This is a genomic window from Persicimonas caeni, assembly GCF_006517175.1.
GTDB classification, from domain to species: domain Bacteria; phylum Myxococcota_A; class Bradymonadia; order Bradymonadales; family Bradymonadaceae; genus Persicimonas; species Persicimonas caeni.
Genome location: NZ_CP041186.1, coordinates 652,129 through 665,918 on the forward strand (window position 1 = coordinate 652,129; position 13,790 = coordinate 665,918).

8 protein-coding genes are annotated in these 13,790 nt (G+C 63.8%); 5 read left to right on the forward strand and 3 right to left on the reverse strand.

The features are described 5' to 3' along the window. Window positions 1–523: 523 nt before the first annotated feature. On the reverse strand, window positions 524–1,630 hold the full coding sequence (locus FIV42_RS02545; protein ID WP_141196154.1) for a hypothetical protein: 1,107 nt from the start codon (window positions 1,628–1,630) through the stop codon (window positions 524–526). Between the two features lie 2 nt (window positions 1,631–1,632). Further along, a complete protein-coding gene (mgtE, locus tag FIV42_RS02550; protein ID WP_141196155.1) occupies window positions 1,633–2,985 on the reverse strand; it encodes a magnesium transporter in 1,353 nt (450 codons plus the stop codon). Window positions 2,986–3,180: 195 nt separating this feature from the next. Here mgtE and FIV42_RS02555 point away from each other — a divergent pair, with 195 nt between their 5' ends. The 5 genes from FIV42_RS02555 to FIV42_RS02575 all read left to right on the forward strand — a co-directional run bounded on the left by FIV42_RS02555 (window position 3,181) and on the right by FIV42_RS02575 (window position 13,093). Then, window positions 3,181–4,137: a TRAP transporter TatT component family protein gene (locus tag FIV42_RS02555; RefSeq protein WP_141196156.1), complete on the forward strand. Its 957-nt coding sequence runs from the start codon at window positions 3,181–3,183 to the stop codon at window positions 4,135–4,137. A gap of 62 nt (window positions 4,138–4,199) precedes the next feature. Continuing rightward, on the forward strand, window positions 4,200–5,198 hold the full coding sequence (locus tag FIV42_RS02560; RefSeq protein ID WP_141196157.1) for a TRAP transporter substrate-binding protein: 999 nt from the start codon (window positions 4,200–4,202) through the stop codon (window positions 5,196–5,198). A gap of 209 nt (window positions 5,199–5,407) precedes the next feature. After that, window positions 5,408–6,499, forward strand: a complete 1,092-nt coding sequence (locus tag FIV42_RS02565) for a TRAP transporter small permease (RefSeq protein WP_141196158.1) — start codon at window positions 5,408–5,410, stop codon at window positions 6,497–6,499. Next, window positions 6,499–8,568, forward strand: a complete 2,070-nt coding sequence (locus FIV42_RS02570) for a TRAP transporter large permease (protein WP_222615362.1) — start codon at window positions 6,499–6,501, stop codon at window positions 8,566–8,568. Before FIV42_RS02565 ends, FIV42_RS02570 begins: the two co-directional genes overlap by 1 nt. Before the next feature lie 166 nt (window positions 8,569–8,734). Next, on the forward strand, window positions 8,735–13,093 hold the full coding sequence (locus tag FIV42_RS02575) for an FG-GAP-like repeat-containing protein (protein ID WP_141196159.1): 4,359 nt from the start codon (window positions 8,735–8,737) through the stop codon (window positions 13,091–13,093). A gap of 8 nt (window positions 13,094–13,101) precedes the next feature. Here FIV42_RS02575 and FIV42_RS02580 read toward each other — a convergent pair whose 3' ends face one another. Beyond that, window positions 13,102–13,683: a GNAT family N-acetyltransferase gene (locus tag FIV42_RS02580; protein WP_141196160.1), complete on the reverse strand. Its 582-nt coding sequence runs from the start codon at window positions 13,681–13,683 to the stop codon at window positions 13,102–13,104. Window positions 13,684–13,790: the final 107 nt, after the last annotated feature.

Consider the following 13,790-nt stretch of genomic DNA (forward strand, 5'->3'; position numbering starts at 1 on the left):
TCTGGGCTGGGGCTCCTCGTTCAGTCGGGCTCTTTCGCTCGAAGGTGAGTCGACCACGTTCGGGGGCCGAGACGGCCCCCGAACGTGGTCGAGCCGCGAACGGTTTCAGACATCGTACTTCTCGGTCAACTGCCCCCGTAATCGTGGTCGTGGTCGTAGCCGTGGTCGTAGCCGTGGTCGTGGTCGTGGTCGTAGCCGTAGCCGTAGCCGTGGTCGTGGTCGTGGTCGTGGTCGTGGTCGTGGCCGTGGTCGTAGCCGTAGCCGTGGCCGTGGTCGGCTGTTGCAGTTGTCAGCGGTCACACAGCCGATCACGATCACGGACGGAGCGTACTGCGCTCCGAGCCCCGAAATGGTGGCAGACACCGTGCTTCTCGGCTCTGCGCTGGCCTCGACCAGCGCTGGAAGCGCTGCCTCCGAACTCGACGCGAGCGGCAATTCGGTTCCAAAACCACGCACCATAACACGACCCCCAAATCGCAGATTTGGGGGTCGTTTTGTTGGGGGCGTCTGGGTGGTTGAAGCGCTAAAATCCCTTCGGCAGGTGCTTTAGCGCCGCCTCGAGCCCCTCGACGGCGCTCTCCTCGGCCGCGCACGCCTTCGTATAGGTGCGCCACAACTCCTGCAAATCGTCGCGCGTAAGCGCCCCGCCCTCTTGCCGGCCCTCTCGCCAGCTCACCAGGTGCTCGGCGACCTCCTCGTAAGCATCGGCGGCCTGGCCGAGCGCCTCTTCGACGGCCTGGCGGGCGTCGAGGTCGAGGTCCGAGCCCGACAGGAAGTCGGCCGACCAGACCGGCAGGCGGCGAGCGGCGGCGTGGCGGGCGCGCACCAGCCCATCGATGTGGGCGAGGACCCAGCGGCGGAAGGGGTCGCCCTCCCGCCAGTCGGTGTCCTTCTCGCCGAAGCTGTCGAGGAGTCCCAAGAAGGACTCGAAGCCGCGCAGGCCGGGGGCGTAATTGTCGCGGGTCTCCTGGCTGAACTCTTTGTGCTGGCGAGCGTGCTTGGCGACCCAGCGCAACACGCGTTGGCGCTGGCGGGTGTGCGACGAGGCCCACTCGGGCGCCTCGCCCGGCCGGGCGATGAGCATCCAGTTGTTGAAGGAGGGGTCGTCGCCCTGGAAGTCCTGCAGCCCGGTCACGTCGACCGTGGCGATCTCGCGGCTGCCCGCGCGGATGACCTCGAGGGTCTGCTCGCGGGGCTCGAAGCGGTAGCCGACGACGAGCACCGGCCCCAGCGGCCCGCCGGCGCCCAGGGTCACCACCGGGCGTCCGCTGGCGATCTCGAATTGCAAGAGCTTCCAGAAGTCGTTGCGGCCGATGCCGTTGAACTCTTTGACGTCCCAGCCCGAGTAGTAGCTGAGCGACTCGAAGGGCCCGTAGTTGCAGATGAGCTCGCCGAGCGCCGAGAAGGCTTTGGGGTCTTCGAGCTGATTGTACTCGGGCTCGTAGACGTAGTTTTTGAAGGCGACCGCCGACACGGCCAGCAGCTCGTCGAGGGCGAGCGCGTCGGGCATTTCGTCGGCGAGCACGTAGGACATGATGGCGTGGACGCCTTCGACGAGGCCGACGAGGCCTTCGGAGAGTTCGAACGGGGTGATGTCGACGCGGGCTTGCGTCGGAAGTGTGGTGTGCATAGTCAGACCAGATATTCGATGAAGACGGTTGCCAGCCCCAAAAAGGCCAGAAACCCGGAGACGTCAGTAAAGGTGGTCACGAGCACTCCGCTTCCCATGGCCGGGTCCATGCGGAGCGCCTTGAGCATCAACGGGACGGCTGCGCCGGCCAGGCCCGCAATCGACATGTTGACGAGCATCGACAGGAACAAGACGAGCCCCAAAAAGGGCATGCCCTTCCACGCCCAGGCGACCAGCCCGGTGAGCAGGCCGATGCCTGCGCCCACGATGATGCCGATGCCCACCTGCTTGAGCACCGCCGACATCCCGTCGTTATAGTCGAGCTCGCCCAGCGCGATGCCGCGCGTGACGACGGTGAGCGTCTGGGTACCGCCGTTTCCGCCCATGCCGGCGACCACCGGCATGAAGGTGGCCAGGACGACGACCTCCGAGATCGACTTTTCGAAGAGCCCGACGACATAGGCCGCCAAAAAGGCGGTCAACAGGTTGAGGATCATCCACGGGAAGCGCTTTTTGACCGAGTGGGTCACCGGCGCGTAGACGCGGTCTTCCTCGGAGAGGCCCTGCATCAGGTACATGTCCTCGGTCGCCTCCTCTTGGAGGACGTCGAGGATATCGTCAACGGTGACCACGCCCAACAGCTTGAAGTTGTCGTCGACCACCGGCACGGCCAGCAGGTCGTAGCGCGCGGTGATGTCGGCCACGTCTTCCTGGTCGTCGGTGGCGTACACGGCGATGGGGTCGGGCACCATCAGGTCTTTGACCGGGCAATCGGGGCTGGCGACGATGAGCCGGCGAAGCGGCACCACGCCCAAGAACGTGCCCGTCTCGTTGACCACGTAGATGTAGAAGATGAACTCGCTGGTCGACCCCAGGCTGCGGATGATGTCGATGGCCTCGTCGGCGCACACATCCTCCTGGATGCGAATCATCTCGCTGGTCATCAACTGACCGGCCGACTCGGCGGGGTAAGCGCGCAGGTGCTCGATGCGCTCGCGCTGCAGGGGCGTGAGGCCGTTTAGAATTTTTTCGACTCGCTCGTCGTCCAGCTTGGAGACGACGAAGACAGCATCATCGGGCGCCAGGCGGTTGATAATCTGGCTGATGCGCCCATCGCCCAGGTTGCTCAGCAGCTCGACCAGGATGTGCTCGGGCAGCTCGCTGAGCGTCTCGGCGGCGAGCTGGCGCTCGAAGAGCACCGTGGTGAGCTGCTTTTGCTCGGCCGGGCTCAGATAGCCGTACAAATCGGCGATCTCGGCGGGGCGAAACCGCTCGAGGATGCGCACCACGCGCTCGGTCGCCCCGTGGCGGAGCAACTTGCGCAGCATCTCGATTTGGGTCTGATTGACGGACATCTCGGTCACTCACGACGGCAGTTGGCGTGACCATAAGGCAGCCAATGGTTCGCGTCTACATCACTTCGGTGCGCGCTCGTGGCGCCCGCTTCTCCTATAAACGCGAGTCTTTACCGTGACAAACGAATGGACTATGGTTTCAAACATCATTTTGAAACAAGAAACCCCAACTCCCCCACGGCTTAGGAGTGGTAGATGAGTATTGTGAACCGTGCCTCTGGCATCGTTACGTCGATGGTCGTTTGTCTTGTAGCGCTGTCGCTTGCCAGCGGTTGCGCCGCCGACCGCAAGTCGGCCTTCAAAGATGGTGACCAGGGCAAGCAAACCAAGGTCCAGGGCGATTTCCTCCAGACGCTCGAGAAAGCCGAGTCCCACTGGCAGAACCGCAAAGACCGCAAGGAGCTCGAGAAGGCCATCTCCCTGTGGGAGAAAGCGGTCAACATGGATGCGGCCGGGCTGAGCGAGCAGGAAAAGACCGACAAAAAGGCCGAAGCGTACGAGCGATTGGCACGCGCCTACTACTTCCTGGCCGACTCGCACATCCGCCTCGAGGGCGACGACGAGAGCGCCAACGAAGAAAAGATGATGAACACCTTCGAGAAAGGTGTGACCGCAGCCGAGAACGCCATCAAACTGCGCGACCCGGACTTCGCCAAAAAGGTCGCTCAGGGCGACGCGTGGATGAACCACGTCAAAAAGGCCGACGAGGCCGCCATCCCCGGCCTGTACTGGTACGCCACCAACCTGGGCAAGTGGGCGCTGCTCGAGGGCATCGCCACCATCCTGGCCCGCAAAGACGACATCAAGGCGACCATGGAGTTCATCTGCGAGAAGGATGAAGACTTCTACTACGGCGCCTGCCACCGCTACTTCGCGGTCTACTGGACCAAAGTCCCGTTCAGCAAGGACGCCGCCAAGGCCAAAAAGCACTTCGACAAGACCCTCGAGATCGCGCCCAACTACCTGGCCACCAAAGTGCTGATGGCCGAGAACTACGCGGTGCTCACCGAGGACAAGGAGCTCTACAACAAGCTCGTCAAAGAGATCATGGCGACTCCCGACGATGCCGTGCCGGCCATCTCGGCGGAGAACCACTACGAGAAGATGAAGGCCGAGCGACTCGAGAAGACGGTCGACGATCGCTTCAAATAAACACACGCAGAACGGCCGCGGATTTGCGGATGCGCTGACTATCGACGTTACGGAGATTTAAAATGATGAAACGAGTCTTGCAGCTATTCGTCCTGCTCTTGGTGCTCGGCGTGGGCTTTTCGGCCGCCGCGGAGGACAACAAGAAATACACGCTCAACCTCGGCACGGTCGCCCCTCCGGGCACCCCGTGGTCGAAGCAGCTCAAGTCGGTCAAAAAGCGCATCGAAAAGGCGTCGAAGGGCCGCATTAAGGTCAAACTCTTTTTGGGCACCGCCGGCGGCGAGAAGAGTATCGTGCGCCAGACAAAACGCGGCGAGCTGCAGGGCATGGGCGTGTCGGCCGGCGCCATGGCCACCCTGGTCCCTGAGATGAACGTCTTCGAGCTTCCCTACCTGTTCAGCAGCGCCAAGGAAGCCGACAAGATCATCGACAACCACCTCTACACCCCGGTCCAAGAGCTGCTGCGCCAGTACGGCTTCGAGTTGTACCTGTTCGGCGAGAACGGCTACCGCAACTTTGCGGCCAAAGGAAAGTGCATCGAGAAGCCCCAGGACCTCGCCGACCTGAAGATGCGCTCGCAGGAGTCGTGGGTCCACGAAGAGATGTACCGCGCGCTCGGCGGCAACCCCGTGCGCATCGCGGTGCCCGAGACGCTGCCCGCCCTGCAGACCGGCAACGTGCAGGGCTTCGACAACACCCCGCTCTTTGCGTTCGCGGCGAGCTGGTACCAGGCGGTCGATCACTGGACGGTGAGCAACCACATCTATCAGCCGGCTCTGGTCGTCTACAACAAGGCCTGGTTCGACAAGCTGCCCGACGACTTGCAGAAGGTCCTGCTGGCCGAACGGAAGAAGGAGACCGAATACGGCCGCAAGCTCGTGCGTGCGCTGCAGCCCAAGCTGGTCAAAAACCTCAAGGCCGCCGGCATGACCGTGTGCGAGCTGGACTCGAAGCAGAAAAAAGCGTTCGCCAAGGACGCCAAGAAGGTCCACGAGCTCTTCCGCAAACGCGCCGGCAAGAAGGGCGCCAAGCTCCTCGATATCGTGCAGAAGCACAACTGAGTGGCTGATTGGCAGGGATGTGAACGAATGTCGACCATCGGCTCTTTGCATATCCCTGCTTCTACGACCTGTTTTTAGTTCTTGGTTTTTGGGAAAAACCGGCAACTTGCCCAAGTCCGAAGAAACAAGAACCAAGAACACGCCAACTAGCAAGACAGTCAATCAGGCAGAAGCTCGACAACTGCCCCGCACTTCACAGACGTAGAGCAATGACAAGCGAAGAGTCCTCCCTCCAGCCGGAGCATCCCGAGCTGGCAACCGAGGCGTTTGAAGGCGACGACCGACCCTTGTCGGAGTCACTCGGTTGGTTCGGCAAACTCGACTTGGCCGTCTTTCAAGTCGAGGTCGTCGTGGTCGTGTTGGCGCTGATCATCATGAGCGTCATCGTGTTCACCGATGTCGTCTACCAGTTGACGCTGGGCGTCGTGCAGGGCCTCGAGTCCGACCCCGGAAAAGCCTGGGGCACCATCGCCGGCGTAGGAGCGTTCATCTGGGCGATGGCCTTCGCGACGACCTCACGCAAGACCGGACACTCGCGCGAGGCCGCCAAGAATATCACCCAGCGCCCCTTCTGGGTGCGCGTGGGGCTGGCCAGCGCGTTCTTAGCCGCCTCGTTCGGCGTGGCGCTCAGCTTGGTCAAGTTCGACTCGTCGACGGTCTACCGCATCGTCACGCTGCTGCTGGCCATCCCGGTGATTCGCCACTTCTGGAAAGAAGGCTACAAAGTCCGCACCGGCGTCTTTATCGGCGCGGTGGTGCTCGCCGTAGGCATGATGGGGAGCCTCCCCGAAGGCTACTCGTGGGCGCAATCTTACGGGCTCTTCTTGCTGCTGTGGGTCGGCTTTCTGGGCGCGAGCATCGCCGCGCGCGACCGGCGCCACCTTCGTATCGACTTGATGCGCAAGTTGTTGCCGCCCAAATGGCTGCCTCACTTCAACGCACTCTCGTATCTGGTCGCCGCCGGCTTCACGGCGGTCGTGTGCTACCTTGGCTTCATCTATCTGTTCGGCGCCGACAGCTCCTACATGGTGCCCATCTGGGACGTCCCGGAGTGGCTGCCAGCCTCGATGGCCGAAGAGGTCAAGACCTTCCCTATCCCCGATGACGCCCCCATCACCACGCGCGTGCTGCACGTCGTCTTCTCGCCGAGCCCTCCCGGCACCGTGCCCGACTGGCTCAAAGTCTTGTCGATTCCGGTCTCCATGGCGTTGATCGTCATCCGTTTTGTCGGCCACAGCGTGGCCTTCGGGATGATGGCGATTCGCGGTGAAGAGTACGAAGAAGCCACGGAGGCGCACTGATGAAGCGCGACGCGACGAATACTCGGAGGCAGACCTTCCAGGTCTGGTCCAGCGCTGGAAGCGCTGCCTCCTATTTTGTGACCTCTCTGCTCTGCTTGCTCTTTGCTACGTCGGCGTTCGCCCAAGAGGGCAACGTCCAATCGCTCGAAGAGATGATGGGCGAGGTCGAAGCCGAAGGCACCGTCGGCGAGCCGCCGTCCGAGCAAGCTGCCGACGAACAAGCTGCTGACGAACAAGCAGGTCCCGGCAACGTCCAATCGCTCGAAGAGATGATGGGCGAGGTCGAAGAGGAAGGCGCGGTCGAAGTGCGCGACGTCGACGACGTCGAGACAGCCGAACAAGCCGAAGGCGACCCCGAGCAGGCCAACGCGCCGCCGGAAACCGCCGACGACGAAGCGCCCAAAGACGAAGGCATGTCCATCTGGTTCTACCTGGGCATCCTCGGCATCATCGTGGGCATGATCGTGCTGGGCGCGCCGCTGTACGTGCTCATCGGCAGCCTGACGATATATTTGCTCTTCGTGGGCGGCATCTTCGACGACTTCGCGCTGCTCACCTCCATCATCGAGCAGACCCGCGGTCTGTCCGACCAGACGGTGCTCCTGGCGATCCCGTTCTTCGTCATCTCCGGCGCGATCATGACCGAGGGCGACATCGCCCAGCGGCTCATCGACGTGGCCGAAGCCGCGTTTGGCAAGCTGCCCGGTGGCCTGGCCATCTCGGCGGTCTTCGCCTGCGCGTTCTTCGCGGCCATCTCCGGCTCCTCGCCGGTCACCGTCATCGCCATCGGCTCGATCATGTACCCGGCGCTCGTCGAGAAGGGTTACCCGTCGAAGTTCTCGATGGGCATCGTCACCTCCGGCGGCAGCCTGGGCATCCTGATCCCGCCGTCCATCCCGATGATCGTCTACGCCATCGTCGACCCCACGGGACTCAAAGATCCGGTGGGCTACGCCCTGTCGACCACCGGCGGCGGCGACGCCAGCGTCAAAGACCTGTTCATCGCCGGCATCGGGCCGGGCTTGCTCATCGCCGGCATCATGGGCGGCTTTGCGCTCGTCGTGGGCATGAAAGACCGCGTCGAGACCACTGACTTCGACTGGAAAAAGCTCGGCCATGCGCTGCAAGACGGCGTCTGGGCGCTCTTCTTGCCGGTGCTCATCTTGGGCGGCATCTACACGGGCATCTTCACGCCCACCCAGGCCGCCGCCGTGGCGGTCATCTACGCCATCATCGTCGAGTTCTTCATCCACCGAAGCCTCGAAATCAAAGACGTACCGCGCATCTTCACCGACTCGGCGCTCTTGATGGGCAGCCTTCTCATCATCATGGCGCTGGCGCTGGGCTTTAACCTGTATCTAGACCGCGCCAAGATCCCCGAGATGGCCGTCGAGATGATCCTCGATATGGAGCTGACCATCTGGCAGTTCCTCATCATCGTCAACGTGCTGCTGCTCATCGCCGGCTTCTTTATGGAGATTCTGTCGGCGATCATGATCCTCGTGCCGCTCCTGGCTCCGGTGGCCTACGGCTTGGGCATCCACCCGCTGCACATGGCGATCATCTTCATCGTCAACTTGGAAATCGGCTACCTCACCCCGCCCATTGGTCTGAACCTGTTTGTGGCCGGCACGCTCTTCAAGAAGGGCATCGGCGAGGTCGTCAAATCGGTCTTGCCGTTCATGGCGCTTATGCTCGGCGCGCTGATGCTCATCACCTACGTGCCGACCATCAGCCTCGGACTGGTCAGCCTGTCGAAGGGCGGCAGCTTCTTCGTCCCCTTCCCCGAGGACCGCAAAGAGGCGCCCGAAGAGCCCGGCGCATCGCCTGAAGAAACGCCGGCCGACACCGCGGCCGAAGGCGAGCAAGCCGCCGAGGCAGAGCAAGAGCAACCCGAGGGCGTCAAATCGCTCGAAGAGCTCATGGGCGAGGTCGAAGACGAAGGCGCCGTCGACACCCCGCCCTCCGAGGACTCGGAGGAGGACGGCGGTGGCGTCAAGAGCCTCGAGGAGATGATGAACGAGGTCGAAGAGGAAGGCGCGGTGGGCAAGCCACCGTCGGAGGAGTGAGGCTCCGGGGCGTGGAGCAACGTCAAAAAGATGTCACTTCTTGCTCGTAGCCTATCGGTTACAATACGGTGACGCTTGGCGCGGCCAGAATCCGTCAGAACCTGCGTCACAGATTCGAACACGCCTCACCAGTGGAAAGAGACTGCTCGAGCAAGAAGTCACCTTCATGACCCCTCTAGTGCGCCCGTTTTTGAGCTCCAAGCTCCATCGCCCCTCCTTCTTGGCCCTTTTGATGCTGGTCGGCCTCACCGGTTGTTCGTCGGGCATCGAGCAAGGTCACGAAGGCCCTGATACAGGGACTGCTCACCTCGACTCCGGCAAACTACCTCGGGCGACGCCCATCGAGCGTAGCCCAGCGGAGTCAGGCGCTCCCGTAGCCTCTGGCACGGCCCCCACCACCGAGATCATCGCGGCACAGAGCAGCCTGTTATTCGGCTCCGAACAAACCGTGATGCAGGAACACGGCTTTCGCCGTGTGATCGCTGCGGATATCGACGGCGACGGCGATGAAGACGCGCTCGCTGCATCCGGCGAAGACGATACGGTGGGGTGGTACGAGAACACCGACGGGGCCGGAACCTTCGGCCCGCGGCGCGTGATCTCGCAGGCGACCGACAACGCGTTCGATGTAAGCGCCGCCGACATCGACGGCGATGGCGACCTCGACGTCGTCTCGGCCTCGAAGAACGACCACAAGGTCGCCTGGTACGAGAATACCGACGGGGCGGGCACGTTCGGGGCGCAGCAAGTCTTGTCGACGCGCGAGTACGGGGTCGAGGACATCGACGTGGCCGATATCGACGGTGATGGTGATCTGGACGTCGTCTCGGCGGCGACCACGGACAGCGAGATCCATTGGTTCGAGAACACCGACGGCCAAGGCACGTTCGGACCGGCGCAGATGGTCCGGATTATTGCCGAGAACGTCAAATCGGTGGACGCCGCGGACCTCGATGGCGATGGCGACCTCGACGTCGTAGCCGCCTGCGATGCCTACGTCATCTGGATGCCCAACGACGGCTCGGGCGGATTCGGCAGCCCGACGACGCTGTCGTCCAGCGTCACCAACGCTACGGGGGTGCGGGCGGCCGATCTCGACGGCGACGCCGACTTGGACGTGGTGGTGTCCGTCTTTAACGACGACACGGTCATCTGGTTCGAGAATAACGCCGGCACCTTCGGCACCGAGCAGGTCATTTCGTCGGTCGCCGACGCGCCCACCTCGGTCGCGGTCGACGACATCGACGGCGACGGCGACCTCGACGTACTCTCCTCGTCGTATTACGACGACACGATCGCGTGGTACCCGAACAACGGCAGCGGAACGTTCGGCCCCCAGCAGGTGATCACGACCGCCGCCGATACCGCCTGGGCCGTTGCCACGGGCGACGTCGACGGCGATGGCGACCGCGACGTGTTGTCAGCCTCCCCGGCCGACAGCAAAGCCGCCTGGTACGCCAATTCCGGCGCGGGCGCATTCGGCGCGCAGCAACTCATCTCGGCGCCTGTCTCCATCGAGCCGACTTCGGTGCAGGGCGCCGATATCGACACCGACGGCGACGTCGACCTGCTGGCCGTGTCGCCGCGGGCCAACGAAATCATCTGGTTCGAGAATACCGACGGCAGTGGCACTTACGGCGACCGGCGCGTGATCACGACATCCGTCGACGAGAGCTACTCGGTGCACGCCGCCGATCTCGACGGCGACAGTGACCTCGACATCGTGGCGGCATCGGAGAACTCGAACTCCGTCGCCTGGTTCGAAAATACCGACGGCCAAGGCACCTTCGGCGCCGCGCAGACCATCACGACCTCGCTATTTCAGGCGAGCCGGGTCCACGCTGCCGACCTCGACGGCGACGGTGACCTCGACGTGTTCGCCGGCTCGGGAGCGAGTCGCGACATCGTGTGGTTCGCCAATACCGACGGCGCCGGCACGTTCTCCTCGGCCGCCCAGGTCTCGCGCGACCCGTGGGGCGTGACCGGTCTCGACGCCGCTGATCTCGACGGCGACGGCGACCTCGACATCGTCTCCGCCTCGGACAAGGACGACACCATCGCCTGGTACCCGAATATCGACGGCACCGGCACCTTCGGGACCCAGCAGGTCATCTCGTCGACTGCCGACCGCGCAACCGCGGTCGACACGGCTGATATCGACGGCGACGGCGACCTGGATGTCGTCTGGAGCGCCGATGTGCTCGCCTGGCACGTCAACACCGACGGTGCGGGCACCTTCGGCCCCCAGCAGACCATCTCCTCGGCCCACAGCCGCGCCTCATCGGTCCGCGCGGCCGACTTCGACAACGACAACGACATCGACGTGCTCGCCGCCTGGGAGTACGCCGACAACGTCGTTTGGCACGAGAATACCGACGGCGCGGGCGCATTCGATACGCAGCGAGAGTTGACCGCGTCGGTGGACGGAGTCACGTCCGTGGCCGCCGCAGATATTGACGGCGACGGCGATCTCGATGCGATCTCGGCGTCGGCCAACGACGACCGCGTCGCCTGGTTCCCCAACCTGACGATTTGCGCCGACGCCGACGCCGACGGCACCTGCGACGGCCTCGACGGCTGCCCCAACGACGCCAACAAAACGGCGCCCGGCACGTGCGGCTGCGGTGTCACCGACACCGACTCGGACGGCGACGGCACCGCCGATTGCAATGACGACTGCCCCAACGACGCCAACAAAATCGACGCGGGCATCTGTGGCTGTGGCACCGCCGACACCGACTCCGACGGCGACGGCACCCTCGACTGCAACGATGGTTGCCCGAGCGACGCCACCAAGACCGCGGCTGGTGTGTGCGGCTGCGGTGTCGCCGACACCGACTCGGACAACGACGGCACCCCCGACTGCAACGACAACTGCCCCAACGATGCCAACAAAATCGACGCGGGCATCTGTGGCTGTGGCACCGCCGAAACCGACTCGGATAGCGACGGCACCCCCGACTGCAACGACAACTGCCCCAACGATGCCAACAAAATCGACGCGGGCATCTGTGGCTGTGGCACCGCCGAAACCGACTCGGATAGCGACGGCACCCCCGACTGCAACGACGTTTGCCCCAACGATGCCAACAAAATCAACGCGGGCATCTGTGGCTGTGGCACCGCCGACACCGACTCCGATGGCGACGGCACTGCCGACTGCAACGACGCCTGCCCGACTGACGCCAACAAGACCGCCGCCGGTATCTGTGGCTGCGGCACTGCCGACACCGACTCGGATGGCGACGGCACGCTCGATTGCAACGACAGCTGCCCCTCAGACTCCAATAAGACCGACGCCGGCGTGTGCGGCTGCGGCGTTGCTGATACCGACACGGACGGCGACGGCACCCCCGATTGCAACGACAGCTGCGTCAACGACGCTAACAAGACCGACGCCGGCGTGTGCGGTTGCGGCGTGGCTGACACCGATTCGGACAACGACGGCACCCCCGACTGCAACGACGCCTGCTCGAGTGACCCCAACAAGACTGACGCCGGCGTATGCGGCTGTGGCACCGCCGACGTTGACTCCGACAGCGACGGCACGCTCGACTGCGACGAGACGTGTATCAACGACCCGAGTAAGACCGAGCCTGGCATCTGTGGCTGCGGCGTGGCCGACGACGATACCGACAGCGACGGGCTGGCCGACTGCGAAGAGACGAGCCTGGGAACCGACCCGAACGTGGCCGACACCGACGGCGACGGCCTCGACGACGGCACCGAGCAGACCAACGGCACCGATCCCACCGCCGCGGACACCGACGGTGACGGCCTCGACGACGGCCTTGAAGCTCAGCTGGGCACCGACGCCACGCTGACCGACACCGACGACGACGGCATCGCCGACGGCGACGAAGACACCGACCAGGACGGCGTGACCAACCTCGACGAGCTCGCCATGGGCACCGACCTGTTGGTGGCGGACACCGACCAGGACGGCGCCGACGACGGCGCCGACAACTGCCCGACGGTGGCCAACGGCGACCAGACGGATTCAGACGGCGACGGCGTGGGCGACGCTTGCGCCGAAGACAGCGACGGTGACGGCTTTGCCGACGCCCTCGACAACTGCCCCGCCGACGCCAACCCCGCGCAGGTCGACACCGACGCCGACGGCTCCGGCGATGTATGCGACGACGACGATGACGACGACGGCGTGCTCGACGCCGACGACGATTGCCCGCTCGAGGAAGGCGCGGACGTCGACAACGGATGTCCGGTCGAGGGCGACGCAGGCGCCGATGTGGGGCCGGATGTCGGCCCTGATGCGGGCATGGACGTCGGCACCGATACCGGCGCGGATGCAGGCAGCGATGTGGGCGCTGATGTCGGCGCGGACACCGGCAGCGACGCCGGCGCGGATAGCGGCACGGTCGTGGTCATCGAGAACCCGACCGACGACGAGCCTGAAGGCTGCGGATGTGCCAGCACCTCGGGTGCTGACCAGCTCCCCGGCAATTTGCTGTACGTGTTGTTGGTCTTCGGGTTTATCTGGAGAGGACGCGCCTCGCGGCGCTGAGGTGCTGCTCAAGCACCGTACATCTGGCGCCAATCGTAGCTGAAGTGCGCGTCGAGGCGCTTCGAGTAGCGCACGCACTGAGCGAGGTAGTCGAAGAACGAGAACGCCTTGAAGCTGTGCTCGACCCAGCGGAACCCGCGGGCCTCGTAGAAGCGGCGCGCCAGGGCGTTCTCTCGTACGACCCACAACGTGGCGGTGTCGTAATTGGGCGCAAGCCACGGCAACACGACGTCGAGCAGCGCGGTGCCCACGCCCTCGCCCCAATGCTCCGGATCGACATAGAGAGTGTAGATCTCGGCGGCATCTTCCATCCGGCTGCGGTCCGGTCCTGCCTGGCAGAACCCGACGATTTCTCCGTCGAGTTCGCCGACCACGGCGAGTTGGCTGCCAAAGTTGCGCGCGATGATGCGCTTCCAGCACGAACGGCGCTCGTCGACCGACAGCTTCTCGAGTTCGGAGGCGGGAAAGATGTCGCTATACGCCGCACGCCACGAGCGCACGTCGAGCTCGGCGATCTCTTGGGCATCGGATGCGCGCGCAGTGCGTACAATGATCCCGTCACGTCGATTGGCGTCGAATGCTCGGCTCATAGCTACCTAACTGCTCGCAAAAAGTAGCGGAATCGCAGGAGTTTGTGCGTTTGACATTTTGTTAACACGTTTGTTCGAAGGTTCCTTCCCAAAAGTACTATTTAGGC

Bases quoted from the DNA above. Each gene is read 5' to 3' on its own strand.
- FIV42_RS02545 (WP_141196154.1), bottom strand. From the start codon at position 1,630: ATGCACACCACACTTCCGACGCAAGCCCGCGTCGACATCACCCCGTTC.
- mgtE (WP_141196155.1), bottom strand. From the start codon at position 2,985: ATGTCCGTCAATCAGACCCAAATCGAGATGCTGCGCAAGTTGCTCCGC.
- FIV42_RS02555 (WP_141196156.1), top strand. From the start codon at position 3,181: ATGAGTATTGTGAACCGTGCCTCTGGCATCGTTACGTCGATGGTCGTT.
- FIV42_RS02560 (WP_141196157.1), top strand. From the start codon at position 4,200: ATGATGAAACGAGTCTTGCAGCTATTCGTCCTGCTCTTGGTGCTCGGC.
- FIV42_RS02565 (WP_141196158.1), top strand. From the start codon at position 5,408: ATGACAAGCGAAGAGTCCTCCCTCCAGCCGGAGCATCCCGAGCTGGCA.
- FIV42_RS02570 (WP_222615362.1), top strand. From the start codon at position 6,499: ATGAAGCGCGACGCGACGAATACTCGGAGGCAGACCTTCCAGGTCTGG.
- FIV42_RS02575 (WP_141196159.1), top strand. From the start codon at position 8,735: ATGACCCCTCTAGTGCGCCCGTTTTTGAGCTCCAAGCTCCATCGCCCC.
- FIV42_RS02580 (WP_141196160.1), bottom strand. From the start codon at position 13,683: ATGAGCCGAGCATTCGACGCCAATCGACGTGACGGGATCATTGTACGC.